Origin of the sequence: Denitraticella aggregata, from assembly GCF_048158365.1 — a bacterium.
GTDB lineage: Bacteria > Pseudomonadota > Gammaproteobacteria > Burkholderiales > Rhodocyclaceae > Azoarcus_F.
This window is the reverse complement of record NZ_JBLLNL010000004.1, coordinates 12396-38666: the sequence shown is the minus strand read 5'-3', so window position 1 is coordinate 38666 and position 26271 is coordinate 12396. Positions and strand designations below refer to the sequence as shown.

General features: G+C 65.0%; 28 protein-coding genes. 17 read left to right on the top strand and 11 right to left on the bottom strand.

What is annotated here, in order from left to right:
• Positions 1–326 precede the first annotated feature (326 nt).
• On the bottom strand, positions 327–1076 hold the full coding sequence (locus tag ACKVEX_RS06650) for an ABC transporter ATP-binding protein (RefSeq protein WP_473214925.1): 750 nt from the start codon (positions 1074–1076) through the stop codon (positions 327–329).
• 137 nt (positions 1077–1213) lie between these two features.
• Positions 1214–1444 carry a nucleotidyltransferase family protein gene (locus ACKVEX_RS06645; RefSeq protein WP_473214924.1) on the bottom strand — a complete coding sequence of 77 codons (231 nt, stop codon included), beginning with the start codon at positions 1442–1444 and terminating at the stop codon, positions 1214–1216.
• A gap of 249 nt (positions 1445–1693) precedes the next feature.
• On the opposite strand from ACKVEX_RS06645, the gene ACKVEX_RS06640 reads away from it, so the two are divergent.
• Both ACKVEX_RS06640 and ACKVEX_RS06635 read left to right on the top strand, forming a co-directional pair.
• Complete coding sequence (locus ACKVEX_RS06640) at positions 1694–2449, top strand: N-acyl amino acid synthase FeeM domain-containing protein (RefSeq protein ID WP_473214923.1); 756 nt, start codon at positions 1694–1696, stop codon at positions 2447–2449.
• A gap of 78 nt (positions 2450–2527) precedes the next feature.
• Entirely contained in the window at positions 2528–3304 is a 777-nt protein-coding gene (locus ACKVEX_RS06635) for an outer membrane lipoprotein-sorting protein (protein WP_473214922.1), read from the top strand.
• 58 nt (positions 3305–3362) lie between these two features.
• On the opposite strand, the gene ACKVEX_RS06630 is transcribed toward ACKVEX_RS06635, so the two are convergent.
• Positions 3363–4106 (bottom strand): transposase, encoded by a 744-nt coding sequence (locus tag ACKVEX_RS06630; protein ID WP_473214921.1) that lies wholly within the window; start codon positions 4104–4106, stop codon positions 3363–3365.
• Positions 4107–4267: 161 nt separating this feature from the next.
• Between ACKVEX_RS06630 and ACKVEX_RS06625 the strand changes: the two genes are divergently transcribed.
• From ACKVEX_RS06625 to ACKVEX_RS06605, 5 genes are all read left to right on the top strand, one after another.
• On the top strand, positions 4268–4513 hold the full coding sequence (locus ACKVEX_RS06625) for a type II toxin-antitoxin system Phd/YefM family antitoxin (protein WP_473214920.1): 246 nt from the start codon (positions 4268–4270) through the stop codon (positions 4511–4513).
• The gene (locus ACKVEX_RS06620) at positions 4510–4896 is read left to right on the top strand and encodes a type II toxin-antitoxin system VapC family toxin (RefSeq protein WP_473214919.1); all 387 of its coding nucleotides are present in this window, start codon (positions 4510–4512) and stop codon (positions 4894–4896) included. Before ACKVEX_RS06625 ends, ACKVEX_RS06620 begins: the two co-directional genes overlap by 4 nt.
• Positions 4897–5203: 307 nt before the next feature.
• On the top strand, positions 5204–6310 hold the full coding sequence (locus ACKVEX_RS06615) for a PEP-CTERM sorting domain-containing protein (protein ID WP_473214918.1): 1107 nt from the start codon (positions 5204–5206) through the stop codon (positions 6308–6310).
• 308 nt (positions 6311–6618) lie between these two features.
• Positions 6619–7866, top strand: coding sequence for a nucleotide disphospho-sugar-binding domain-containing protein (locus ACKVEX_RS06610; protein ID WP_473214917.1), 1248 nt, complete (start codon positions 6619–6621; stop codon positions 7864–7866).
• Between the two features lie 371 nt (positions 7867–8237).
• Positions 8238–9086, top strand: a complete 849-nt coding sequence (locus tag ACKVEX_RS06605) for a PEP-CTERM sorting domain-containing protein (RefSeq protein WP_473214916.1) — start codon at positions 8238–8240, stop codon at positions 9084–9086.
• Positions 9087–9198: 112 nt separating this feature from the next.
• Here ACKVEX_RS06605 and ACKVEX_RS06600 read toward each other — a convergent pair whose 3' ends face one another.
• Positions 9199–9867 carry an acyltransferase gene (locus ACKVEX_RS06600; protein ID WP_473214915.1) on the bottom strand — a complete coding sequence of 223 codons (669 nt, stop codon included), beginning with the start codon at positions 9865–9867 and terminating at the stop codon, positions 9199–9201.
• Positions 9868–10033: 166 nt separating this feature from the next.
• Between ACKVEX_RS06600 and ACKVEX_RS06595 the strand changes: the two genes are divergently transcribed.
• A complete protein-coding gene (locus ACKVEX_RS06595) occupies positions 10034–10900 on the top strand; it encodes a PEP-CTERM/exosortase system-associated acyltransferase (RefSeq protein WP_473214914.1) in 867 nt (288 codons plus the stop codon).
• 85 nt (positions 10901–10985) lie between these two features.
• Here the strand turns inward: ACKVEX_RS06595 and ACKVEX_RS06590 are convergent, their stop codons facing one another.
• Complete coding sequence (locus ACKVEX_RS06590; protein WP_473214913.1) at positions 10986–12056, bottom strand: nitroreductase family protein; 1071 nt, start codon at positions 12054–12056, stop codon at positions 10986–10988.
• On the bottom strand, positions 12049–12942 hold the full coding sequence (locus ACKVEX_RS06585; protein WP_473214912.1) for a ThiF family adenylyltransferase: 894 nt from the start codon (positions 12940–12942) through the stop codon (positions 12049–12051). Before ACKVEX_RS06585 ends, ACKVEX_RS06590 begins: the two co-directional genes overlap by 8 nt.
• Positions 12943–13012: 70 nt before the next feature.
• Between ACKVEX_RS06585 and ACKVEX_RS06580 the strand changes: the two genes are divergently transcribed.
• The 7 genes from ACKVEX_RS06580 (at position 13013) to ACKVEX_RS06550 (ending at position 17755) form a co-directional block, all read left to right on the top strand.
• Positions 13013–14254, top strand: a complete 1242-nt coding sequence (locus tag ACKVEX_RS06580; RefSeq protein WP_473214911.1) for an ABC transporter permease — start codon at positions 13013–13015, stop codon at positions 14252–14254.
• A 4-nt stretch (positions 14255–14258) separates the two neighbouring features.
• Positions 14259–15470, top strand: coding sequence for an ABC transporter permease (locus ACKVEX_RS06575; RefSeq protein WP_473214910.1), 1212 nt, complete (start codon positions 14259–14261; stop codon positions 15468–15470).
• A 214-nt stretch (positions 15471–15684) separates the two neighbouring features.
• Positions 15685–16038 (top strand): FitA-like ribbon-helix-helix domain-containing protein, encoded by a 354-nt coding sequence (locus ACKVEX_RS06570; RefSeq protein WP_473214909.1) that lies wholly within the window; start codon positions 15685–15687, stop codon positions 16036–16038.
• Positions 15935–16453 (top strand): PIN domain-containing protein, encoded by a 519-nt coding sequence (locus ACKVEX_RS06565; RefSeq protein ID WP_473214908.1) that lies wholly within the window; start codon positions 15935–15937, stop codon positions 16451–16453. The genes ACKVEX_RS06570 and ACKVEX_RS06565 overlap by 104 nt, the downstream gene beginning before the upstream one ends.
• Positions 16454–16541: 88 nt before the next feature.
• A complete protein-coding gene (locus tag ACKVEX_RS06560; RefSeq protein WP_473214907.1) occupies positions 16542–16955 on the top strand; it encodes a DUF4351 domain-containing protein in 414 nt (137 codons plus the stop codon).
• Positions 16956–17150: 195 nt separating this feature from the next.
• Entirely contained in the window at positions 17151–17381 is a 231-nt protein-coding gene (locus tag ACKVEX_RS06555) for a DUF433 domain-containing protein (protein WP_473214906.1), read from the top strand.
• Positions 17378–17755 carry a DUF5615 family PIN-like protein gene (locus ACKVEX_RS06550; RefSeq protein WP_473214905.1) on the top strand — a complete coding sequence of 126 codons (378 nt, stop codon included), beginning with the start codon at positions 17378–17380 and terminating at the stop codon, positions 17753–17755. Before ACKVEX_RS06555 ends, ACKVEX_RS06550 begins: the two co-directional genes overlap by 4 nt.
• A gap of 362 nt (positions 17756–18117) precedes the next feature.
• Here ACKVEX_RS06550 and ACKVEX_RS06545 read toward each other — a convergent pair whose 3' ends face one another.
• The 3 genes from ACKVEX_RS06545 to ACKVEX_RS06535 form a co-directional block, all read right to left on the bottom strand.
• A complete protein-coding gene (locus ACKVEX_RS06545) occupies positions 18118–20010 on the bottom strand; it encodes a propionate--CoA ligase (RefSeq protein ID WP_473214904.1) in 1893 nt (630 codons plus the stop codon).
• Between the two features lie 270 nt (positions 20011–20280).
• The gene (locus ACKVEX_RS06540) at positions 20281–21450 is read right to left on the bottom strand and encodes a response regulator (RefSeq protein ID WP_473214903.1); all 1170 of its coding nucleotides are present in this window, start codon (positions 21448–21450) and stop codon (positions 20281–20283) included.
• Between the two features lie 6 nt (positions 21451–21456).
• Positions 21457–22464 carry an oxidoreductase gene (locus tag ACKVEX_RS06535; RefSeq protein ID WP_473214902.1) on the bottom strand — a complete coding sequence of 336 codons (1008 nt, stop codon included), beginning with the start codon at positions 22462–22464 and terminating at the stop codon, positions 21457–21459.
• A 353-nt stretch (positions 22465–22817) separates the two neighbouring features.
• On the opposite strand from ACKVEX_RS06535, the gene ACKVEX_RS06530 reads away from it, so the two are divergent.
• Both ACKVEX_RS06530 and ACKVEX_RS06525 read left to right on the top strand, forming a co-directional pair.
• Complete coding sequence (locus ACKVEX_RS06530) at positions 22818–23684, top strand: HDOD domain-containing protein (protein ID WP_473214901.1); 867 nt, start codon at positions 22818–22820, stop codon at positions 23682–23684.
• Between the two features lie 404 nt (positions 23685–24088).
• Positions 24089–24457, top strand: coding sequence for an endonuclease domain-containing protein (locus tag ACKVEX_RS06525; protein ID WP_473214900.1), 369 nt, complete (start codon positions 24089–24091; stop codon positions 24455–24457).
• 453 nt (positions 24458–24910) lie between these two features.
• Here ACKVEX_RS06525 and ACKVEX_RS06520 read toward each other — a convergent pair whose 3' ends face one another.
• Positions 24911–25042: a hypothetical protein gene (locus ACKVEX_RS06520; RefSeq protein ID WP_473214899.1), complete on the bottom strand. Its 132-nt coding sequence runs from the start codon at positions 25040–25042 to the stop codon at positions 24911–24913.
• Complete coding sequence (locus ACKVEX_RS06515) at positions 25039–26247, bottom strand: MFS transporter (protein WP_473214898.1); 1209 nt, start codon at positions 26245–26247, stop codon at positions 25039–25041. The genes ACKVEX_RS06520 and ACKVEX_RS06515 overlap by 4 nt, the downstream gene beginning before the upstream one ends.
• Between the last annotated feature and the right edge of the window lie 24 nt (positions 26248–26271).

The window sequence follows — 26271 nt, the reverse complement described above, 5'->3', positions numbered from 1 at the left end:
TCCATGAGCGCAGCGATACATTATTCCTGATGAGGCAATCAAGCGCATGACCAGACCAGCGTGCGACGGTGTTGCCCCCTCCCCTTCAAGGGGAGGGCTGGGGTGGGGATGGGTTGCACCGCCGCAGATCAACCCATCCCCCACCTGACCGTCCAGAGCAGGCTTTGCACAGCCTGCCCGCTCAGCCGGCGCGAAGCAGTGCTTCGCGAAACCCCGGCTTTCCCCCCCTTCAAGGGGGAGGAACCTGCTAACGTCTGCCCAGCAACACTTGCAAGCAACGTGCCCTGCGCCGCGCCGCTCCACATCGCCGGTTTCATTCCCCCGCATCATAGCTCGGGTTCCTCGCTGTCCGCGCCGCGGCGGTCATCTACGAACACCCAGCGGGCGTCGGCCTTCATGCCCAGCGCGAGGATGCGCCCGTCCTCGATGCGCACCAGCCGGTCGGCCATGTTCATCACGCGCTTGTCGTGGGTCGAGAAGATGAAGGTCGTGCCCGACTTGCGGTTGATGTCCTTCATCAGCCGCAGGATGCTCTTGCCGGTCTCCTTGTCCAGGTTGGCGGTCGGCTCGTCGGCCAGCACCACCTTGGAGTGCGTCGCCAGCGCGCGCGCGATCGCGACCCGCTGGCGCTGCCCGCCCGAGAGCTGGTTGGGCCGGTGCGTCGCGTAGCGGGTCAGGCCGACCATCGCGAGGTAATACTTCACCCGCTCGCGCCGCTCGGCCTTGGACAATTCGCGCAGTTGCAGCAGCGGATATTCGACGTTTTCCTCGGCCGACAGCACCGGAAGCAGGTTGAAGGTCTGGAAGATGAACCCGATCGTGCGCGCCCGCAGATCCGCCAGCTGATCCGGCGTCTGCCCCGACACGTCCCGCCCGTCGATGAGCACCCGCCCGGAACTCGGCGTGTCGATGCAGCCGATGATGTTCAGCAGCGTCGACTTGCCGCTGCCCGACGGCCCCGCGATCGCCAGAAACACGCCCGGCTCCACCGAAACGCTGACGCCGTGCAGCGCCGTGACGGTCTGCTCCCCCAGCGCATAACGCTTGCTGACGTTCTCAACCTTTACAATCGGCATGCTGTCGGGTCACCCAGGATCATTTCGCCATAAGCATAACATCCACGGCACCCGGCATTCGACCGTAAGGAGTAATGGGAGTAATGGGGTCAGACACGATTGCTTCAGGCAATCGCAGGCAATCGTGTCTGACCCCATTACTCCGTCTCGTAGGCGATATCCGCGAGCGCCAGCTTCGTGGCGACGAACTTGCAAGGCTGACCGCGGAGAAGGACTGCGATGTCGGCGTCACTGTGAGGCCCATGTGTTTTCCTTGCGCGGCTGCCGAACAGGATTACACGGGACAACGGATACCGGCTCGCCACCTTCTCGCTGAAGGCGCGCGCGGCATTGATCGTTTCGCTATCGACTTCCGCAGGCTTGGTCATGGTGCATTCATCCTCAAAGGATTCGAGCGATTGCCCTGCATATCCTACCGGACATCAACGTCATCCCGTAAGGCGGAAATCCCGAAGGCGGCCTCGGTCACGGTGATCCCATGATGCCCGGCCAGCCTGCACTTATCTTTTTTTACATTCCCCCACAACAAACCCGCCCGCCCCTTTGGTTATACTTCTGGTCAAGCAGCATCTGACCCTGATCGTGATTTTTCGCACGGCTTTGGAATGGAGCCCCCGGTGCTCGAAACATACGCAACGCCCCATCGTGGCGCGATCCAGAGGCACAATGCCTCGCTCGAATCGACCCGCCTCGACCCTACCGCCCGCTCCCCCGCAAACACCCTGCCTCCGCGACTGCGGCTCGAGGTCGCCCACGGCAAGCCCTGGCTGCAGGCTTCGGCGGCGGCACTGGTTCGGCGGATGTACGCGTCGCGTGGACTGCAGATCCACCCGGATTCCAAGCACCCGCCCGGCCACTGCATTACGCTGGCCGCCCGCGCGGATCACGAGGTGCTCGGCACGCTGACCCTTCGCATCGACGGCGAACACGGCTTGCTCGCGGACGAGCTGTACCGGCGCGAGATCCAGACCCTGCGCGAGGCTGGTGCGGTCCTGTGCGAGGCCACGCGCCTCGCGCTCAAGCCGCAGCCGCAAGTGCACACAGACTCGCACGACCTGCTGACGATGCTGTTCAACGCGGCCTTCGCGATCGCACGCGGCGCGCACCGCTGTACCGACCTGATCATGGAGTGCCACCCGCGCCACGCCAACTATTACCAGCGCATGCTGGCGTGCGAGCGCATCGGCGCAGCCGCGATCTGCCCGCGCGTCGGCGCACCGGCGGTGCTGCTGCGCCTGTCGCTGGAGCAGGTCGAGCGGCGCATCGACCGGCATCACCAGGGCGAATCCGCAAGCGCCCGTGACCTCTATCGCCGCAGCCTGTCCCCTCAGGCCCAGCGAGCGCTTTGTCAGACTTTGCTGACCCAGCATTGAAATCCGACTCGCTCTGCGCTTAAAGTTGATGCCCCGCCCCGAAAGACCGGGCGCTGGTCATACAAAGGCGAAACCCTGATGAATCGACATTCACGCACGCGACGAATCGTGCTCGCGACGCTGGCGGCCGGCCTGACGATACCCCGCCTGCTGATCCGTCCGGCCCACGCGACCGCCAGCGACGACCTCGCCCGCGAGCTGGTCGAACGCGCCGACGCGGTCCGCTTTCCGCGTGACAGCTTCCAGACCGACATCACCGTCACCAACTTCAGCGACGGCGCCGCCGGCGACCAGCGCAAGTACCGCGTATTGTCGCGCGGCAACGACAACACCATCGTGCTGACGATGGAACCCGCGTCCGAGCGCGGCCAGGCGCTGCTGATGCGCGGGCGCGACCTGTGGGTGTTCATGCCCAACGTGTCGCAGCCGGTGCGCCTGTCGGTCGCGCAACGCCTGACCGGCCAGGTCGCCAATGGGGACCTCGCGCGCGCGAATTTCGCCGGTGACTACATCCCCAGGCTGATCGACACCGACACCATCGACGGCCGCAACGCGCGTGTGCTCGAACTCACCGCCGACGGGCGCGGCGTGACCTATGCCAAGGTCAAGTACTGGGTGGCGGACGACAACGATCAGCCGCTCAAAGCCGAGTTCTATGCCCTGTCGGGCCGGCTGCTGAAGACCACGCGCTACGAGGATTACCGCGAACTCGCCGGCCAGATCCGGCCCACCCGGCTCGTCATGGAGGACGCGCTGAAGCAGGGCGAGGTGTCCATCATGACTTATGACGCGATGGCCCTACGCGATCTGCCGGAGCGCATGTTCACGCGGGAGTATCTGCGACGGTTGCAATAGCACGGGAGTAAGGAGGGAGTAATGGGGTCAGACACGATTTCCCGTCAAGAAATGCTTCCTAACGGGAAATCGTGTCTGAGGTGGATCCCATCGCCTCACCTTCCATTGCCTTCTTCCGTGGCCGCCCCACCCCCTTCGAGACCGTCCGCCGCTGCGTCAGTTGCTCGATCCTCTCCTTGAACCGATCGTTCCCCAGCGCCCAGCCCTTGTGCGTGCATTCGCGGATTTCGCGCAGATCATCGTTCGACACCACCGCGCCGAACAGCAGTCGGTAGGCCGCCTGCCGCTCCGCTGCATTCGGGCCCAGGCGCAGGTATTCCCGATGCGGTGTCAGCCAGTCCGAGTTCGCGCCGGATTCGCCATGCGCGTTGAAATCGTGGCTCGACCAAGGGTAGCCGCGCGGATGCGCCACCAAGTCGGCGCGCACCGGATTAAGCTCTATATAGCGCATCACGGTCAGCAGATAGCGCTCGCTGTCCACCACCGTCGCTCGGTAGCGCCCTTCCCAAAGCGTGCCGCTGCGCCGGTAAGCGTAGTTGAAGTACTGCACGTATTTCCGCCCCACTGACTGGAAGACCTTGCTGATGCTGTTGTCGAGTTCAGGCGTGGCCAGCAGGTGAATATGGTTCGTCATCCACACATAGGCGTGGATTGCGAGACCGTGCTCGAGCGACGCCTTCACCAGCGCATCCCTAAAGAACTGATAGTCCGCCTCGGCGGCAAAGATCGCCTGGCGGTTGTTGCCGCGCTGGATGATGTGCTGCGGCTGGCCGGGGATGACGTAGCGGGGAAGACGGGCCATGGCGGCGTACGGATGATGCGAATCATGAAAAATGCATATAGTATCGCATCCATAAAATCAATCGCAGAGAATCAATCGTGTCTGACCCCATTGGACGCAGTTGAGTTACCCGTCGGGGTTGACTAGACTAAGCGGACTTGGTTTAACTTCTGGTGCGAACAATGACCATTGTCAATATCCACGAAGCCAAGACCCATCTGTCGCGCCTGATCGAGCTTGCGCTAGCCGGCGAGCCGCAGGTGATCGCCAAGGCCGGCAAGCCGCTGGTCAAGCTGGTTCGCCTGGAGGCTCCGGAAGCGTCGAATGTGCGTCGCCTGGGTTTTCTGCAGGGGGAGTTTCAGGTGCCGGACGATTTCGACGCGATGGGGCGCCACGAGATCGAAACCATGTTTGGCGGTCACTCATGAAACTGCTGCTGGACACCCGTCTGCTATTGTGGGCAGCGAGTGAGCCGCAGCGCTTGCCGGCACGCGCCCGGGAGTTGCTCGAGGACGAGAAGAATCAGCCTGTATTCAGTGTGGCCAGCCTGTGGGAGGTGGCCATCAAGGCTTCGCTTGGCCGCGATGATTTCAAGGCCGACGCGGCGCTGCTGCGGCGCGGCTTGATCGAGAACGGATACTTGGAATTGCCGGTCGCCGGCGAACATGCGGTTGCGGTCGCGGCGCTCCCCATGTTGCACCGTGATCCATTCGACCGAATCCTCGTGGCGCAGGCACAGATTGAAGGGATCAGCCTGCTGACGGTCGATCCACTCGTCGCGGCCTACCAGGGTCCCATCCGAAAGCTGTGAATTGTCAGGCTGGCGTCCGTATTGTTCCGTTTTTTCGAAAGCAAGGTTGACCCCTATCCGGACGCCACGCCGCAGCCTGCGCCGCGCGGCTTCTTCGCTTTCCTGTACTCCTACCATTACTCCTCCTTCTGCGTGTCGGAATATTTTACAGTCGAGTCAGCCGAACGCCCCGGCGGAATTCACAAACCTATGATTCGTTGAATTTTTCACATTCTGGCCTTTTTTTTGCTTGATGATTGACGAGCCGCCGGGCCTTCCACCCCTCGGTCACAGCAGGCTATCGAAAGCAAGCATTCAGGAGAACGACATGAAAACCAGACTCAAGCACCTAGCCATGGCCGTAGCCTCACTCGGCTTGGCGGCATCGGCAAACGCAGCACTGAATCTCGACACGATTGAAGGGACAAATCTCCCAGCGCCCTATGTGACCTACGGCGACGGAAACTCCTACTCGCTGCCGGTGCTGGGCATTCTGTACGACATCGGCCAAGGCGGAGGTTTTACGAACAGCATCCAGCCCAGCAACCCCTATTTCATTACCTCGACGCCGGGCGCCATCAAGGACCTGACGGTCATCGGCACGGGTTCTTCCGGTACGGGGGTCACGACCAATATCGATGGCATGGATGGCGCCTATGCTACGCCCAACTCGAGCGGTATCGACTACTTCAGCACCGGAACAACAAATGACCCCGGTGGCGCCGGCGAATTCGAAGGCGACGCGGCCGCCACATGGGATGTCCGTCTGACCGCCTTCAACACCTTCCTGGACGGCGAAGCGCCAGTGTTCCTGTTCAACAACAACCAGGAGAACTCCGGCGCCGCGACCAATCAGAACCTGGCGATCTGGGCCGCACTCACGCTGTACGATGATGATGGTTTCTTGGATCCCCTGACCTTCTATTTTACGAACGATGAAGGGGCATACGCGCTCGTCTCGGAAGGCGGCGGTGGCGTGCTGAACGGGACGGCCGGTACGGGTACGCTCGGAGACCCGACAGGTCCGCTTGCCGGAACCAACGAGAAAACCGACTACGTGCTTTCCGGTGGGGCCTTGTGCTACACGATAGGACTTACGATCGTCTCCTGCGACAGCCCTGATAAAGTGGGCGGGCCGATCAACCACAACCTGGGCGCGAACCAGGCGGTCTATGCGGTGGTCTTCCCTGCGCTCGACAAGATCCTGCTCTCACAAGACTTCGGCGGTTACGACGTGCTGAGCATCGACTGGCGAATGGGTTGCGATCCGGACACGGACGATCCTACGGTCAACTGCATCGGCCGCAGTATTAACAACGGGTTCGAGCAACTGTTCATCACCACCCGGCCCATCGATATTCCGGAGCCGGCCACGCTGGCATTGCTCGGCCTGGGCCTGCTCGGCCTCGGTGCCGTGCGTCGCCGCAAGGCCTGATCCGAACGATCATCCAGGCTGCTGGACACGAACGGGGAGCTGCGGCTCCCCGTTTTTCTTGCCGGCGCCGGCCGATGGGGTCCGTTGCGGCCGCTACGGTTTTCCCGCTGCAATGGCACCCCACGCATCGATGCCGCGTCGACTCGCCGCGTGTGCAGCCCTCGACAACGGCAGACGGCGGCACCACGGCCCCCGCGCGGGCGTGATGAAGGCGCGACTTTGAGTTCCGCCGCCACCGCATGCACAATGCGTGGGGCATGCCGCGTCCGCGCGGCGCCGCGTTTCATCCCCCTGTCCGGAAGGCGTCGATGTCCCAAACACCGATCCGCGTCCTGTTCTTCGCCGAAGGCGCGACGCTCGCGCATGTCGCGCGGCCGTTCGTGCTGGCCGACGCGCTGTCGACCGCCGGCTTCGACCTGCGTTTCGCGCGGCCGCCCGCGTTTGATTGGCTGACCCGCGGCGCGGCGTTCTCCGTCCTCGATCTCGCGTGCCAGCCGGCCGAAACCTTCGCGCGACGCCTCGCGCGGGGCGAGCCGCTGTACGATCTCGCCACACTCGAGGCCTATGTAGCGGCCGACCTCGCGCTGATCCGCGAGCTTCGCCCAGATATCGTCATCGGCGACTTCCGCCTGTCGCTGTCGGTCAGCGCCCGGCTCGCGCGGGTGCCCTATGCGACGATCTGCGACGCGTACTGGAGCCCGGAGGCGCCGGCCGAGGCACCGCCGCTGCCGGTGCTGCCCTTCACCCGCTTCATGCCGATCCCGCTGGCCGAGGCGCTGTTCCGGGCCGTGTCGCCACTCGCATTCCGGCTGCACGCCCGCCCGATGGAGGCGCTGCGCCGCGCACACGGCCTGCCCGGCTTCGACCACGACCTGCGCCGCTGCTATACGGACGCCGACCTGCGCCTGTTCGCGAACCCGGCCGCGCTGTTCCCCGCGGTCAGGCCGCACGCCGGGGCGGCCTTCATCGGCCCGATCGCGTGGTCACCGCCCGGCCGGCTGCCGGACGATTTCCCGGACGAAGGCGACCTGATCTACGTGTCGATGGGCAGTTCCGGCAACATCAAAGTGCTGTCCGCTCTGTTCGACGCGCTGTCGCGCCAGGACCGTCCGGTGGTCGTCACCACCGCCGGCCGCCCGGTCCCGCCCCCGCCCGCCGGGTCGCGCATCCGTCTGTACGACTTCCTGCCGGGCCGCGATGCGATCGCGCGTGCGCGCCTGGTCGTGTGCAACGGCGGCAGCCCGACCACCAACCAGGCGCTCGCCGCCGGCGTGCCGGTGCTCGGCATCCCGACCAACATGGACCAGTTCCTGAACATGCGCGCGATCCAGACCGCCGGCTGCGGCCTCACGGTCCGCGCCGACCGCGCAAGCCCCGAGCGGCTGCGCTCGGCCATCGAGGCGCTACTGCCCCCAACCGCGCCTTACCGTGCCAACGCTCAGGCGCTGCAGGCCGACCCCGCCCCCACCGGCGCCGGGCCCGCAGCCGATGCACTGGCCACGCTGCTGGCCACTCGGCTGCGCACGCTCCTACTCCCCGAGGGGCGCAACGCATGACGCGCACGCTGCAACATCGCGCTGCCCTGGCCACCAGGAACGACGGGAGCCACAGGATCAACCGTTTCACCGCGCGTGGCGCCGCCCCACATCGCCAATCACGCAGCGCGCGTCCGCCCGATCAATCTCGAGCAATCAACTGTCGGTTTTTTTTACAGTTCTCCCGATTTTCATCGAACGAACCCCGCCTCAGGTTCTTCAACAAACTGACTTTTATAGATATTTACAGAGCTGGCACAGTCGTTGCTATCCGTAGAATGGAGGGCGATTCTGAAGGTTTGGTAATGCAGAAGATCGGAGTTCGGCGAGCAGCACGGCTGGATTCCTGAATCGGTCCTGAAATGTTTCATCGATCACAGGAGAATGAAGACATGAAAAAGAAACTACTGATCACGTCACTGGCCGCCGCGGGGTTGCTGGCTGTCAGCGCGAATGCAAGTGCAGAACTCTTGGTTGATCTGTTCACCACTGGACAAACCGAGATAAAGTCGACAACCGAAGGCACCTCTGTCGTCAGCCAAGTCGGAGCCGCCGGGGATGACAGTATCCTCGGGGGATATCGCGATCTTCACGTACAGGTAGTCGAAAAGAGCGGCGCTACTTCGAGCGCCGGAACCTCAATGGAGGTCGATGGCCTTCTGAGCTTCAATAATGACTCCGGGGTGAAGGGTTTTGGCGAAGTCGTGTGGGACGGGGCCACTGCCTACATTGGGGGCGGCAACTATGACACCACTGGTCTGGGTAGTATCGATCTGACCGGAGGCGGTCTGCTCGACGGATTCATCGTCGAGACCATTTCGTCGGATGCCAACTGGAACTTCGAGGTGATCGCATTCACTGATGATGACAACTGGACGAAGATCAATTTCGCGGCTACGTCAGTACCTACGGGTACGGGTCCCGTGACGACCTTCATTCCGTTCTCAGGCTTCACCGACGCGACGCTCTGCGGAACTGACAACCCTGCAACTGGCGTGAACAACATTACTTGCGGTGGCGAGGACGAAAATCAGACTGTCGATTTCACGAACCTTGGCGCCTTGGTACTGCGTTTGAATGTGGGCATTGACGGAGCGCCACTCGGCGGAGCATTCGACATCGACCTGCGCCTCGGCAGCATCACGACGCCAGTGCCCGAACCCGCCACGCTGAGCCTGCTCGGTCTCGGCCTGCTCGGTGTCGGTTTCGCCGTGCGTCGGCGCAAGTCGCTTGCCGCTTGAGCAATTACTTGCAAGATCCGAAAGGGCCGCGGAAGCGGCCCTTTTTTATGACCTCGCCGACGGACGAATGCACGATGGCACCGGCAGTGCGAACGGACGTTCGAAGCGCGGATCAGCCCTCGCCTCCGCGGATCCGCCTCGCCGGCACACCGGCCCACACCTCGCCCGACCCGATACGCGTACCCTTCACGACCAGCGCGCTGGTCGCGACGATCGCGCCGTCGCCGATGACGACGTCGGACAGCACCACCGCGTTCGCGCCGATGGTGACCCGGTCCCCGATCCGGATCGGGTAATGCCCGAGCCGCTGGCCCTCGATCACGTGCGGAATCAGCAATGCCGACTGGCCGACCACCGAATTCGCGCCTATGCGTACGAACGGCGGGTCGTGGATAATGCCCTGGCTGTAGGTGTTGTCCCCGAGCCGCGCACCGAGCGCCAGGTAGTACGCGCGCATCAGCGGTGCCGGCATGAAACCGCTGCGCATCACCGGATAGAACACCAGCAGGTAGAACAACACATACACATGGTAGATGAACTCCTGTCGCGACCCGGCCTCGATGTCGCCCGGTACGAGCGGCCACACGCGCAGGAAGGCCCGATACACCACCAGCGCCCAGACCTGGATCAGCACCAGCGCGGCGAACACCAGGAACACCCCGCGAAAGTCGCCCAGCGGAAGCCCGCCGAACACCAGCGCGGTGGTGCCGACGCCGAGCGCCAGCGCCAGAGCCAACAGCAGCATGAAGCAACCGATCTGTACCGGTGTGATCTTTCGCATTGCGAACCCTCCCGTTCATCGACTCGAACCCGCACCGGCGCGACCGTAATGCCCGTCGACCGGCCGCGCGGTTCACCGTCCGTTCGGTCGTTGTGCCGCGATACGTGCGTGCAGGACTGGCAAGATTCTACCGACAAGCGCGACTCGCGCACGAGCTCGACGCACCATGCGTCATGCAATTGCGCTGCCACTCGGCCCCGGGCTGCACTACAATGATCTGGGCCGAGCCAAATGGCGCGCACGAGAGGAGATCATGACCGAACCGAGCTTTGCCACCCGTGATCTGGGCGAGGGTTTTTCGAGCTACTTCGAGATCCTGCCCGCGCTGGACGATGCCACGCGCAGCCAGGTCTTCGAAGTCCGTCACCAGGTCTATTGCGAGGACCTCGGCTTCGAGCCGGTCCGTGAGGACCGCCGCGAGACCGACGAATTCGACCGGCACAGCGTGCATTGCCTGCTGCGCACGTCGGACCCCTCGCACACGCTGGTCGGCTGCACCCGGCTGGTGCTGGCGCGGCCCGAAGCGCCGGACACGCTGCTGCCGTTCGAACGCGCCTGTGAAGTCAATCTCGACCGGCACACCGTGGACGCGCGGGCCTTGCCACGAAACCGCATCGCCGAAGTGTCGCGGTTGGCGGTGTGTGGAACCTTCCGTCGCCGGCGCGGCGAGGCGAACCATGCGGTGGCGCTGAGCGACTCCGACTTCGGCACGCCGGCCGCACCCCGCTTTCCGTTCATCCCGGTCGCGCTGTATCTGGGCACGATGGCGATCGCGCTAAGGGAAGGTATCACGCAGTGTTTCGTGCTGACCGAACCGCGGCTCGCGGCCCATATAAACCGGCTCGGCTTTGCGCTGACCGGGATCGGACCGCCGATCGAGCATCACGGCACGCGCGTGCCGTCGGTCATCGACGTGCAGGGCAGCGTCGCGGGCATCCGGCCGCTTATCCGGCCGATGTGGGAGGTGATTCGCGGCGAGATCGACGCCGGCTACGCCGCGGGGGCCAATCCCGACACATCCGGGCCGACCTGAACTGCGCGCTCCGGCCGAAGCAGCGACCGGCGCATCGACCCGAACCGGCGGACCGGCCGCGATCGCGACCAGACGGTTGGCCGCGTCAGAGCATCAACTCCTCCAGTTCCTTGCGCACCGAGCGCGCCGTGGGCACGGCGCTGCGCCCCACGCGGCAGAAGAACGCGAACGGATCGTCACGCCCGGCCGACGCGAGGCGCTCGAAATCGTCGCTCAGTGCTGCCGCGGCGGGGTCGATCGCCGGCGCGGCGGATATCTTCCTTCCCGCCCGCACGTACCAACGGAAGATCACCGGCGTCTGTTGCGGCTGCAGGTGCAGGCCTTGGGCCGCGGCGGTGAGCCACAGGCGCTGCATCGCGACACCGGCCCGCACATGGTCTTCCAGGCCTTGCGGCGCGTGCCGGGGTTTGAGCAGCAGGTGCGCCGCACACGCGAGCGCCGGCAGCAGATCGAGCTGAACCCGTGGTGCGATGGTGCCCATCAGGTAGCGATTGAAGAACGCGACCCGCTCCCAGCTGTGCATGACCCACTTCATCAGCTTCGCGGTGGCCGGATCCACGCCGACCGCCTGTTCCGGGATGCGGTCGGCGCTGAAGCGCGCGCCCCACTCGATGATGTCGCGATGCACATGAAAGGCCTCGGGGCAGGTCAGCCGGATATGCGCGTTGCGCCACAGCAGCCGCGCGACCGCCCGGCGTCGCGCAAAACCGTCGAAGAACTGGAGATCGAAATCCGGCCCGACCGATGCGGCCAGCGCGGCGCGTTGGTCGTCGCCGAGCGGCGTGGTGCGCATCGGCCGGCGCTGTACCGTGCGGGTCTCGATGAAGGGCAGCAACGCATCGGCCTGCAGGCCGCCCTCGGGCACGAGTTCGACGTCGTAGATCGGCGCGGTGTCGGGCCGGCCTTCGCGAACTCGCCATGCAGTGCGGAGCCCGCGTGCGCTGGCCGCGATGCGCAGCGTCTCGAGCAGCGCGCCATGCGCCATCTGGCTGGGACGTCCATCGAAGTCGTACAGCACCTGCGAGCGCGTATCGAAGCCGTGCACCGCGATGTGGGTGTCCGACACGATCTCGAAGCGCCACGGCTGCGTGTTGTCTCCGCTCGGCGCCCAGCGCGCGCGGTCCAGAATGCCCAGCAAGGTGTCCCGGTCAGCCATGCGCACCTCCGTCGGCCTTCATGCGCTGCAGCTGGCGGCGCGCGATCCACAGGCCCAGCCGCTGCAGCGGATTGCGGTTTCCGCCGGGGCGCCAGGTGCGCCGCAGGCGGTTGCGGTAGGCGTCGAACTGAAAGCCGCGCGGCGCGGCCAGCACGTCGCCGCGCCCGAGCAGGATCTTCAGGGATTCGACCGCGGTAACGCCTGCACAGAGCTGGCAGGCCGCCACCGTTGACGGACCCCGCCGCGCTGCCAGGTCGACGCGGGAGCGATCGACCAGGTAGCCGAGTTGCAGCATCGCGGGCGACAGCCCGAGCAGGAAGCGCACCGCCATCTCCTCGTCGTCGCAGCCCTCGAGCCGGAAGTAGTCCTCGAAACCCATGTGACCGGGCAGAAAGCTCAGCACCGCCGCGCCCATGCCGAGCGGCGCCGCGGTGACCGCCGGAATGCCGAGCCGTTCGCAGGCCGCGAAGGTCGCACGGCGCGCGTCGAAAGCGAAGAAGTCCAGTCCATCCACATACAGATCGACGCCGTCCAGGAACGCGTCAAGCGTGTCGGCCGACACGCCCTCGGGAAACGGGCGGATGTCGGCCTGCGGGTTGATGTCCCGCGCCATGGCTATCATCACGTCCAGCTTGGGGCGCTGCAGCGTCGACATGGCGGCGCCGGCCTGGCGGTTGAAATTAGCGAGATCGAAGGTGTCGAAATCGGACAGGTTGAACGCCCCGACGCCCAGCCGCGCCAGCGTCAGCAGGTGCACGCCACCCACGCCGCCCATGCCCGCGATCGCGACACGTTTGCCGCGCAGCGCGGCCTGCTCCTCGACCGTGACCCAGCCGAGGTTGCGCGAAAACGCAGCGTCATAGTCGAAATCGATGTGGTTGCCCATCGGCAACTCTCCTTCATGGGCGGTCGGCGAGCAGTTATGATAGCAACTCATTCCCGAGGATCGCACTTCCATGTGGCGTGTATTTCTGCGAGACAACGTCCAACAGGCCCGGATCGCGCTGCTGAATCTGGCGCGACACCGGCGCCGGACGCTGCTCGCGCTCGCGATCATCTGCGGCGGGGTGGTGTGTTTTCTGCTGGCGGGCGGTTTCATCAACTGGGTGCTGTGGGGTATGCGCGAGGCGGCGATCCAGTCGCAGCTAGGGCATGTGCAGATCACCCGCCCCGGATACATGGACGAGGGCATCGCCGACCCCTACAACTTTCTGCTCGGCGAGGACCTGTCGGTGGTCGTGCCGGGCGCGGGCTTCGCGATCCGCACGGTCGCGCCACGGCTGGCCTTCACCGGGTTGCTGAGCAAGGGCGACACGACGATCTCCTTTGTCGGCGACGGCGTCGATGCGGCGGCCGAGCAGCCGATCAGCAAGGCGATCGAGGTCGTCGAAGGCGTCGACCTGCTGCGGGGCGGCCCCGATTCGGTCGTGCTCGGCGAAGGGCTGGCCGCGAACGCCGATGCGCGCGTCGGCGACCAGGTGGTGCTGCTGGCCACAACCGCGGACGGCGGCGTGAATGCGGTCGAGCTGACCGTCGCGGGCACCTTCACGACGCCGGTCAAGGCCTACGACGACACGGCACTGCGGATCTCGATCGATGTCGCGCGCAACCTGATGCGGGTGGACGGTGCGACGAGCTGGGTGGTGCTGCTCGACGACACCGACCATACCGGCATCGCGCTCGACAGCCTGCGCGGCACGCTGTCGGCCGAACACTACGAGGTGATTCCGTGGACCGAGCTCGCGGATTTCTACAACAGCACGGTCGAGCTGTTCGGCCGCCAGGTCGCAGTGGTGCGGCTGATGATCGCCTTCATCGTGGTGCTGAGCATCTCCAACACGCTGTCGATGGCGGTCATCGAGCGCACCACCGAGATCGGCACGTCGATGGCGATCGGGGTGCGGCGACGCGGCATTCTGACGCTGTTCATCTGGGAAGGAGTCGCACTCGGGCTGGTCGCCGGCGTGATCGGCGTAAGCGTGGCGCTGCTGCTCGGCTGGATCATCTCGGTGGTCGGCATACCGATGCCGCCGCCGCCCGGCATGGCGCGCGGCTACATCGCCGAGATCGACATCTCCGCATCGCTGGCATGGGACGGTTTCCTGCTCGCATTCCTGACCACGCTGATCGCGAGCATCCTGCCGGCGTGGAAGGCGTCGCGGATGAACATCGTCGACGCCCTCCGACATCAGAGCTGACGCCATGCTGTTCAAGCTCGCCCTGCGCAACGTCTTCCGCCAACGGATCCGCACCGCGGTGACGCTGGCCGCCATCATGTTCGGCGTGGCCAGCCTGATCCTGTCGGGTGGCTTCGTGAAGGACATCTTCGTGCAGCTGGGCGAGGCCATCATCCATTCGCAGACCGGGCACGCGCAGGTGTTCCGCAAGGACTTCATCGAACGCGGCACGCGCCAGCCCGAGCAGTTCCTGATCGACGAACCCCGCACCGTGGCGGCGCGGATTGCCGCGCTACCCGCGGTCAGGGAGGTGTCGAGCCGCCTGAGCTTCGCCGGACTGCTGAACAACGGGAGGCGGGATCTGGCCATCGTCGGGGAAGGCATCGAACCCGACAAGGAGTCGCGCATCGGCTCGTACATGCGCATCGTGTCGGGTCGCCCCCTGCGCGACGACGATCTGTTCGGCATGTCGATCGGCCATGGCGTCGCGCAGGCGCTGGGGCTGGCGGCGGGGGACTACGTCACGCTGGTCGCATCCACGTTCGACGGATCGTTGAACTCGCTCGAGTTCGAGGTGGTCGGCATCTTCGAGAGCTTCTCCAAGGACTACGATGCCCGCGCGATGCGCATCCCGCTGATGGCCGCGCAGGAGCTGCTCGCCACCGACGACGCGAATCTGCTGGTGGTTTCGCTGAACCAGACCCCGGATACCGATGCGGCGGTGGCCGCGATCGCCGCACTGCTGCCTGATTCGCTCGAGGTGCGCAGCTGGATGCAGTTATCGGACTTCTACGAGAAGACGCTGCTGCTGTACGAACGCCAGTTCGGAGTGCTGCAGGTGATCATTCTGCTGATGGTGCTTCTGTCGGTGGCCAACACCGTCAACATGAGCGCGTTCGAGCGCATGAACGAGTTCGGCACGATGCAGGCGCTGGGCAACCGGCGGCGCGACATCCGCAGGCTCATCGTCGCGGAGAACCTGCTGCTGGGTCTGATCGGCGCAACGCTCGGCACGGCGGCGGGCGTGGTGCTCGCGCTGGCGATCTCGGCCATCGGTGTGCCGATGCCCCCGCCCCCGAACGCGAACGCCGGCTACGTCGCGCTGATCCGCCTGGACGCGACCACCACGGCGACCGCCTTCGCGATCGGCGTCGTCGCCACCACACTCGCGGCGCTGTTTCCGGCTCGCAAGGTGTCCCGGATGCCGGTGGTCGAGGCCCTCAGGCAGCGGACATAGGCCAGAGCGAGGCACCACGGTTCCGGCACCGCGGAAATCATAAGATCAGCCGCTTCGGCTGCTGGCCCACCCCAATCCCTTCGCGCCGGACACCCGTGGCACGCGCCATGCTCCGCCCGAACGCTTCGAGGCCGATCGGAGGCTCGTACGCCTGCTGTACCAACACCACTGGACCAAGACCCGCATCCTCGACCTGTGCGCCGCGATCGACTCGATGATGCGCCTCCCCATGCCAGCTCCCGCGTTGACAGCATTCACGCGGGCTGTATCATTTATTGCCATCAGTGTGCCGTCAGAAGGTGAGAGCATGTCCAACTTGAGCGTGAGGGGACTGGACCCGGAAACCTTGGCCGCGTTAAAGTCGCTCGCCACCCGTGAGGGCGCGAGCGTGAATGCAACCGTGGTGCGACTGCTGGAACAAGGACTCGGGACAGGTCCCTCCAAACCCCGCCTGAGACGCCATCATGATCTCGACGCCTTGGCTGGCAGTTGGAGCGAAGAGGACGCCGCAGCATTCGATGCCGCGATCGCCCCATTCGAGACGATCGATCCCGATCTCTGGAAGTAGCCCGGTGCGACCGATACTGATCGACACGAATGCATACGCTGCATTCTTGCGGGGCAACTCAGAGATTATCGAAGTCTTCACCCATGCAGATCGACTCTTTATCAGCCCGGTCGTCCTGGGCGAACTGCTTGGCGGCTTCGCCGCAGGAAACCGCGAAGCCCGGAATCGATCCGAACTTTCCGCCTTCCTGAATTCGCCGCGCGTGGATGTGCTTGCACTGACTGCCGATACGGCCGACAGCTACGCACTCGTCTATTCGGCACTACGGACCAAGGGGCAACCCATCCCATCGAACGACATGTGGATTGCTGCGAGCGCGCTGGAGCATGGCCTCGCCCTGCTGACGCTCGATGCCCATTTCGACAAGGTGGACGGTCTGCGCGTGGGCGCCAACATCGCCTGCTTCCTGCCTTGAGTCGGCGCAGCACCACAGACCAGATACACGCTCAACGACGATCGTCGGCCGCGGACACACTTTCCTCGCCAAGGAACTGAGCCAGATCGTGCGCGACGCCAAACTCGGCCGCCGCCATGTCGACAAGCTCGTGCGCGGCCATCGGCACGATAGACGCGAGGACTGGATGATGCGCCTGCCCGACGAACTCGAATCCAGATTGTGGCACCATATCGAAAACATCGAAGGAGAACGCAACGTGAAGTACGTCACCAGCGTGGAGCGCCTTGCCATCGAACGCGGCATGGAGAAGGGTCGTAAAGAAGGCCACGAGGAAGGGCGCGAAAAAGGTCGCGAGGAAGGCAGCAGAGCGCTGCTGGCGCGTTTGCTCGCCAGCCGTTTCGGCCCACTTCCCGGCCCGGTCACCGAACGCCTCGCCAGCGCTACCACCGAACAGCTCGAGCGCTGGGCTGAGCGCCTGCTCGGCGCCGACAGCCTCGACGACGTCTTTACCGAGAACTGAAGGCTGGGCTCGCGCGCAGGGCAATTGCATGAACTGTCGTGGGGGACTTCAACACCCGTAACTACGCGCGTTTCGCGCCTTGCGGCGCTCCCACAGGCCGTTGCAAGCTTCGGGGTAGCGAGCGGCGCAAGCCGCGATAGCCTCGACGACGTTTTCAACGAAAACTAAAGAGCGGTTTTCGCCCGGGAGGCGACTATGAGACAGTTTGATCGCATCACTTTGCGCGCGGATGTCATGGGCGGCAAGCCGTGCATCCGGGGGACCCGGGTCACGGTCGGCATGGTGGTTGGTCAGGTCGGTGCGGGCCACAGTGTGGATCAGCTTCTTGCCGACTATCCATACCTTGAACGGGAAGATGTGATGCAGGCGCTTAGGTATGCCGCGTGGCGCTCCGAGGAACGCGAGGTCATTCTCGGCACTGCATGAAGCTGCTCATCGACATGAACCTGTCTCCGCGCTGGGTTGGTTTTCTGGCGGACGAAGGCATCGTTGCAGCGCACTGGTCGGACATCGGTGAAAAAGATGCGCCAGACTCTGAAATCATGGCGTATGCCGAAGCCGAGGACTTTGTGGTGCTGACCCACGATCTGGACTTCGGTGCGATCCTCGCCGCTACGCAGGGCGACAAGCCCAGCGTCGTGCAGATTCGTGCCGAGGATATCAGCCCGGACGTCATTGGCGCCCGGATCGTAGCCGCGTTGCAGCAGATGGGGCCGGAACTCGAACAAGGCGCACTCGTCACCGTCGATCCGAATCGTGCACGCTTGCGTGTGTTGCCGTTGCGACCGCGCGGCTCATAGGTTGTGAGATCGACTGGGACCGCGGACACACCTTTCTGGACAAGGAACTGCGCCAGATCGTGCGCGACGCGACTGGACAAGAACACACGTCCTCGAACTGTTCGCCGCGATCGACTGGATGATGCGCCTGCCCGACGAACTCGAATCCAGATTGTGGCACCCTATCGAAAACATCGAAGTAGAACGCAACCTGAAGTACGTCACCAGCGTCGAGCGCCTCGCCATCGAACGCGGCATGCAGAAAGGGATCGAGCAAGGTCTGGACCAAAAACAACGGCCCGCATTCGCGGGCCGTTGTTCCGTTCAGGTGCAGATCTGCGCCTCGTTCAGGGGCACTTGCCCCCGCCCGACGACACTGCAGATCAGCTCTTCAACGCCCCCCGGATCTGCTCCAGAGTTGACGGATCCTCGATCGTGGTCAGATCGCCCGCATCGCGGCCTTCGGCCAGCGCCTGGATGGTCCGGCGCAGCATCTTGCCGGAGCGGGTCTTGGGCAGGCCGGTGATGAAATGCACGCGGCCCGGGCGGGCGATCGCGCCGAGGCTGGCGTCGACCCGCTTCATCACTTCCTTCTCGAGCACGGCGGCTTTTTCAGCGGTATCGGCGAGACTCGCGTCCTTGAGCACCGCAAAGGCCATCGGCATCTGACCCTTCAACTGGTCGGCCACACCGACCACGGCGACTTCGGCGATCGCCGGATGGGTCTGCACCGCCTCCTCGATCTCGCGCGTGCCGAGGCGATGGCCGGCGACGTTGATCACGTCGTCCATGCGCCCGAGGATGGTGTAATAGCCCTTGTCGTCCTTGATACCCCAGTCGGACGAGGAATACACCACCGGGTCCTTGAAGGTGGTGAAGTACGTGGACACGAAGCGCTCGTCCTGACCCCACACCGTCGACAGACAACCCGGCGGCAACGGCGGCACGATCGCAACGATACCTTTCTCGTTGGCGCCGCACTCGGTGCCGTCCTCGCGGAAGATGTGCAGATCGTAGCCATACACCGGGAAGGCCGGCGAGCCGAGCTTGATCGGGCTGTCCTCGACGCCGCGGCAGATCGCCAGCATCGGCCAGCCGGTCTCGGTCTGCCAGTAGTTGTCGATGACCGGGATGCCGAGCTCGCTCATGATCCACTCGTGCGAGGTCTCGTCCAGCGGTTCGCCGGCCAGGAACAGGTGCTTCAGCGAGGACAGGTCGTACTTCTTGAGGAAGGCCGGATCCTGCTTCTTCAGCACGCGCACCGCGGTCGGCGCCGAGAACATCACCGCGACCTTGTACTTCTCGACGATCTGCCACCAGATGCCGGCGTCCGGACGCAGCGGCGTACCTTCGTACATGATGGTCGCCAGACCGCCGATCAGCGGGCCGTAGATGATATAGCTGTGTCCGACCACCCAGCCGATGTCGGAGGTCGCGAACATGGTCTCGCCCGGCTCGCCGGTAAAGATGTGCGGCATGGTCGAGGCCAGCGCGACCAGGTAGCCGCCGGTGTCACGCTGCACGCCCTTGGGCTTGCCGGTTGTGCCGGACGTGTACAGGATGTAGCTCGGCTCGGACGATTCGACCCAGGTCACCGGCACCTGCGCATCCATGTGCTTGGCGCGCAGCTCGGCGTAGTCCACATCGCGACCCTCGACCCGCGGAAAACCTTTGTCCAGCCCACGATCGACGATCAGCACCTTGGCCGGCGGAAACTCGGCCAGCTTGCAGGACTCATCGACCAGGTGCTTGTAAGGCACCGGCTTGCCGTTGCGCATGCCGGCATCGGCCGACACCATCAGCACCGGCTTCGCATCGTCGATGCGGGTCGCGAGCGAGCCGGCCGCGAAGCCGCCGAACACCACCGAATGGATCGCGCCGATGCGCACGCAGGCCAGCATCGCGAAGGCCGCCTCGGCGATCATCGGCATGTAGATCAGCACGCGGTCGCCCTTCTTGACGCCCAGATCCTGGTAGATCGCGGCCATGCGCTCGACTTCGCGCTGCAGCTCGGCGAAGGTATAAACCTTTTCCTCGTTGGTCTCGGTCGAGATGTAGACCAGCGCGCGATCGTTGGGACGGGCGGCCGCATGACGATCGACCGCGTTGTAGCACAGGTTGGTCTCGCCGCCCTTGAACCACTTGACGAAGGGCGGGTTGGAGAAGTCGCAGATCTGTTCCGGCGGCTTGTTCCAGTGCACCAGCTCGGCCTGTTCCGCCCAGAATGCGTCGCGATCCTCGATCGAACGGCGATGAAATTCCTCGTATTTACTCATGAACGCTACCTCTCCCTATCAATTCCCTACGTTTCAACAGTGCTGCTCGAGGTGTCGGCGCCGCTTGATCCGGAACGGGTCCGGAGGCACGGTGGCCGGCAACGGGCTGTCGCCCGCGGCCGGCTTGCCGACTGGTTATGACCCCCGCGAAATGGATTCGCAGGGATCTTGTTCTGGGCCGCCATGGTTTCGCGGCTTGGCGCCGCTCCTAAAGGGTGGAGCGGGAGCGTGCGGGGGCTGTGGGAGCGGCGCGAGCCGCGAAGCTGCCGTTCAGCCATGGATCGGGCCTCCTTCGGCGTGCCGGCGCAGCGCATCCAGCGGCAGGCCGACGTTGAGGCGGGTCTCGATCAGTTCGAGCAGCGGCAACAATGCCGCCACCACCGCCGGCAGCCTTGCCGGCACATCGGCCCCGGCGCCCGCGCGCAGCGCAGCCAGCATCTGGTCGATGCTTGCCGGCCTGTACGTTGCCGCCAGCTGGGCCTCGCCGATCTCGCCGCCGTCGCTGACGACGCGGTTGCCGCCCGCCCGCGTGGCATCCTGCACGCGCGCGGTCGCGACCGCGACCAGCCGATCGACCGATTCCACGCCGTCCACCGTGGAGCTCGCGACGCCGATCGACACGGTGATGCCGATGCGCTCGTCGCGGTAAGTCATCACCAGCTTTTCGATCGCCTTCTGCAGCCGCAGCGCGAAAGTGCTGCAGGCGAGCATGTCGCTGTGCGGCGATGTCACGACATAGCGCCCGGGCGCAATCTCGGCGACGGTATCCTCCTGGCGCACCTTGGACGACAGGATGGATGCCAGCTTGCGCCCGATCAGTTGCTGCAGGTTCGCGCCATGGCGCGTCGCCAGTTCGTCGAACGCATCGATCGCGACCGCCATCACGCTGAGTCCGATCTGATGGCGGCGCGCCAGCGCGAGCTCCTGCGAACCCTTCATGTTCTGGTAGGCCGGCGTCGCCAGGCCGGTCGCCGGGTCGACCGGACGCTGACTGGCCAGCGCCGCGCGGCTTGCCTCGAGTTCGCGCCGGGTGCGTGCGAGCCGCGACAGCGAGTCCAGCCGGGCGAGCAGTTCGGCGCTGCCGATGCCCTTGCTGATGAAATCGTTGGCGCCGAGCTTGCGCGCCTTCTCGCGCGCATCGTCGTCCTCGTCGCCCGAGATGACCAGGATCGGCATGTGCTGCAGGCGCGGCAGCCTGGACGCGCGCACCCGCTCGAGCAGGCCGAAACCGTCGAGCTGCGGCATGCCGATGTCGGTCACCAGCAGCTCGATGTCGGGATCGACCACCAGCGTCTGCCACGCGGCCTCGCCGTCGGCCTCCTCACGGAACTCGAAGCGTCCGCGGATGTGCTTGATGATGGTCGCGCGGACCATGCGCGAGTCGTCGACGATCAGCAGCTTGGCAATGGCTCCACTGTCCTGATCGCCGCCGAAGCTCATGACCGGTCAGCCCTGGCCGCCGATGCGCACGACGGTGCGCCCCTTGACCTCGCCCCTGATATAGGCGTCGAAGGCCCCCGGGAGACTGTCGAAATCCAGTGTGCGCGTGACCTCGGCCAGATGCGCGGGTTTCAGGTCGGTGGCGAGGCGGTCCCACACGCGCTGGCGGGTCGGAAAGCCCATGTAGCCCGAGTCGATGCCGAGCAGGCTTACGCCGCGCAGGATGAACGGGAACACCGTGGTGCTGATTTTGAAGCTCGCCGCATTGCCGATGCTCGCAACCGTACCGGCCTGCTTCATCGTCGCGAGCACCCAGTGCAGGATCTGGCCGCCGACGTTGTCTACCGCCCCGGCCCATTGCGCCGCCTCGAGGGGACGCACCTTGTCGAAGTCGATGTCCGAGCGCAGTTTGATCTCGGCCGCGCCCAGTCCCTTCAGGTAAGCGGTTTCGGCCGCCTTGCCGGTCAACGCCACCACGTGATAGCCGAGCCGTGACATCATGTCGATCGCGAGCCCGCCGACCCCGCCGGTCGCACCAGTCACGACGACCGGGCCGTTGGCCGGCGCGAGGCCGTTGTCTTCCATGCGCACCACGCCCAGGGCCGCGGTGAAGCCGGCAGTGCCCAGCGCCATCGCCTCGAACAGGTCCAGCCCGGCCGGCAGCGGCACCACCCAGTCGGCCGGCACGCGCGCGTATTCGGCATAGCCGCCATGATGCGCGACGCCGATGTCGAAGCTGGTCGCGATGACCTTGTCGCCGGGCTTGAAGCGCGCATCGGCGCTGTCGACGACCTCGCCCGACATGTCGATGCCACCCACGCACGGAAAACGCCGGATGATCTTGCCGGCGCCGGTCGCGGCCAATGCGTCCTTGTAATTGATGCTCGAGTAATGGACCCGGATCGTGACCTCGCCCTTGTCGAGCTGGTCCGGCGTCATCGTCCCGAGGCCGCTGACGACCTTGCGGTTGTCGTCCTGGTTGATCAGAAAGGCCTTGAAAGGCGCATCGTTCATGTCGGGTCTCCTCCGCTCGTTGGCCGACGGGCGCAGGCACGGCTCGCGCGCGACGTCTGCACGATTATAGCCAAATCCACGCAACATTCTTGGCCCGCGCGGCCAGGCAATCGTGTGAACGCTTTTTTTTGCGGCTCCCGACGCACCTGCCCGGTATGGGCACGGCCGTGCATGAACACGTATAAGCGGTGCCAGCCGCGAATCGGCCGTGGAGTGTGGATGCGCCGATTCGGGGCTGGCGCCGCTCGTACCGGGTGAGCCGCATGCCGGCAATCGTATGCTCAGGGTGCGGCACTTCAGTTTCGGCGGCGGGCCGCCGATAATCCCGGCATCCGATGACGAGACTGCCCCGCATGACGATGCTCGATTCACCGCTGGCCTCGGCAGACGACCATGTCGCGTTCCTGTCCGCGCAGCACATTCCGGTGCTGCGGCGCACCGTGCGCGCGCTCGACGCGCTGCGTGACGAGCAGGACTCGGTCAACGCGCGCCGCATCGCCGCTGCGGTGCTCGCCGACCCGCTGATGACGGTCAAGGTGCTCGCGCACCTGCAGGCCAACCGGCGCGATGCGCAGAACCACGACATCACGACGATGGACCGCGCGATCATGATGATGGGCATCGCGCCGTTTCTGAATGCCTTCTCGGGCATGGAGACGCTGGAGGACCGCCTGGCCTCGCACCCGAAGGCGCTGCTGGGCGCGCTTCAGGTGATCACCCGGGCGCGGCGCGCGGCGCAGTACGCACGCGACTGGGCGATCCTGCGCCACGACATGGATGCGAACGAGATCACGGTGGCGGCGCTGCTGCACGAGACCGCCGAGATCCTGTGCTGGACCTTCGCGCCGGAACCGTGCCTGCGCATCCAGCGCATGCAGCAGCGCGACCCGCGCCTGCGCAGCGACATCGCGCAGCGCACCATCCTCGGCGCAACCTTCAACGGGATCCAGCTCGGCCTCGCGCGCGCCTGGAAGCTCCCCGAGCTGCTGCTGCGCCTGCTCGACGAGGCCGACCGGGACAATCCGCGCGTGCGCAATGTGCTGCTCGCGAACCGCTTCACCCGCCACGTCGCACGCGGCTGGGACGACCCCGCGCTGCCCGACGACATCGTCGAACTCGAGAAACTGCTCCGCATCGCCCGCGAGCCGCTGCTGCAGCGCCTCGGCGTACCGCAGGACCAGCGCGCACGCTTCCTGCCCGAGGACGAGGCGCTTCCATGATCCTGCGGCGACCGACCAACGCCCCCGAATCAAGGACTCGAGGCAAGGTCGTTCGGCCTTTATCGACGAAAAAATGGTCGGGGCTGAAGGGAATGGCTACGGCAAGACGGAATCTGTGAAGCAGGAAGCAATCCCCGGGGCAGGACGGAATCCATGAAGCGGGAAGCAATGCCTGGGGCAGGACGAAATCCATGAAGCGGGAAGCAATGCCTGGGGCAGGAAGCATTGCCTGGGGCAGGAAGCATTGCCTGGGGCAGGAAGCAATGCCTGGAGCAGGACGGAATGCCTGGGGCAGGAAGAAATGGCCGGGCGCCTCAGAAGTTCGCGGAACCGCAATCAGCAGGTCCCTTCCCCTTCAAGGGGAAGGACAGGATGGGGATGGGTCACCAAGGAGTTCGATTCGAATGCACGGACAAAGCAGCTCGCAGAACCGAACCTTCGCAAAAAGGCTGCGCAAAAACTTGACCGACGCCGAACGCAAGCTCTGGCAGTGCTTGCGTGCCCGCCAACTCGGCGTCAAATTCCGGCGACAGCATCCGTTCCACGGGTACATCCTTGATTTCGTATGTCTGGAGCATCAACTCGTCATCGAAGTGGACGGCTCCCAGCATTTGGATGCCACCACTCATGATGCGGTGCGCACTGAGGTGCTGGAGCGTGCGGGATTTCGCGTGATGCGCTTTTGGAACGACGAGGTGCTAACGCAGACGGATGCCGTGCTGGCGTGCATCGCCCGGGAGTTGAACCCATCCCCATCCTGTCCTTCCCCTTGAAGGGGAAGGAACCTGCTGATTCACGCTGCCAGCCTTTCACCGCGGGCACGCCAATCCCTGCCGATCGACTCCACCCGCTTGCAGGGAAGGCACAACTCCCCTCCCCCTCGACGGGAATGACACAACGGTCCTGCTCCGCCCACTTCAAGAAAGGCACGACATCTCTGCTCCTCCCACTTCAAGAAAGGCACAACACCTCTGCCCCTCCCACTTCAAGAAAGGCACGACATCTCTGCCCCTCCCACTTCAAGAAAGGCACGACATCTCTGCTCCTCCCCCTTCAAGGGGGAGGTTGGGTGGGGGATGGGGTCCACAACAACGACCGTCCAACCCATCCCCATCCTGTCCTTCCCCTTGAAGGGGAAGGAACCTGCTGATTCGCGCCATGCAGGCTATCAGCCGCAAATGCCACGCTGCGTGTAGCAGTACCCTGAACGAAGCCAGAAGCCTTCTTCAACCGCAGTACAGGATGTTAACGAAGTCGATCAGCATGGCCGGATCGCGGTAGCCGGCGAACAGCGCGGCGAGCAGGGCTGCCGCGGCGAGCACCGCCAGCACGATCAGCACCGGCTTCAGCAGCCTCATGTCGCCTCCGCCGGACGTGCCAGCGGGCGCTCGCGCACCGGGATGCACAGCAGCGCGGCGGCCACCGACAGGCCGATCGCGATCCACCACGCGATGTCGTAGGAGCCGGACAGGTCGAAGATCAGGCCGCCCAGCCACGCGCCGAGAAAGCCACCGATCTGATGCCCGAGAAAGACCAGGCCGTACAGCATGCCGACGAACTTCATGCCGAAGATGTGACCGACCAGGCCGTTGGTCAGCGGCACCGTGCCCAGCCACAGCAGGCCCATCGCGGCCGAGAACACGTACAGCGTGGTCACGCTCAGCGGGAACATCAGGATCGCGAGGATCGCCACCACGCGCAGCGCGTAGATACCGGCGAGCAGCCACTTCTTGCTGTAAAGTCCGCCCAGCCAGCCGGCGAGAAAGGAGCCGGCGATGTTGAACAGGCCGATCAGCGCGACCGCGGTCATGCCGACGTTCGCGCTCAGGCCCGAATCGACGACGAAGGCCGGCAGGTGCAGCATCACGAAGGCGGTCTGGAAGCCGCACACGAAGAAGCTCCAGAACAGGAAATGAAAGCTCGCGGTACGGTTGGCCTCGCGCAGCGACTCGCCGACCGACTGGCCGCCCGCCGGCGCGCCATTGGTGCCGCGCACCGCCAGCGCCAGCGGCACGATGAACAGGATGCCGACCGCGAGCCACAGCAGCGCGTCATGCCAGCCGACGCTGGAGATCAGCCCCTGCCCGACCGGCAGCACCGCGAACTGGCCGAAGCTGCCGCCGGCGCTGACGATGCCGAGCGCGAGGCTGCGCTTCTCGGGAGATACCATGCGCCCGACCACACCGAGCACGACGCTGAAGGTGGTGCCCGCCAGCCCCATGCCGATCAGCAGCCCGGCGCCGACGTTGAGTCCGAGCTCGGTCTGCGCGTTGGCCATGATGACCAGGCCGAGCACGTAGAGCAGCGCGCCACCGACCAATGTGCGGCCGGCGCCATGGCGGTCGGCGAAGGCGCCGGCGAAGGGCTGGAAAACGCCCCACATCAGGTTCTGGATCGCGATCGAGAACGCGAACATCTCGCGCGACCAGCCCTGGTCCAGCGTCATCGGCTGCAGGAACAGACCGCCGGTGTGGCGCACCCCCATCGCGAGAGTCAGGATCAGCGCGCCGCAGCAGATCACCACGCCCGGACGGAAGAGGAAGGGAGTCGGTTCGGTCTTCAAGATTTGGATCTGCCGGGCGAGGCG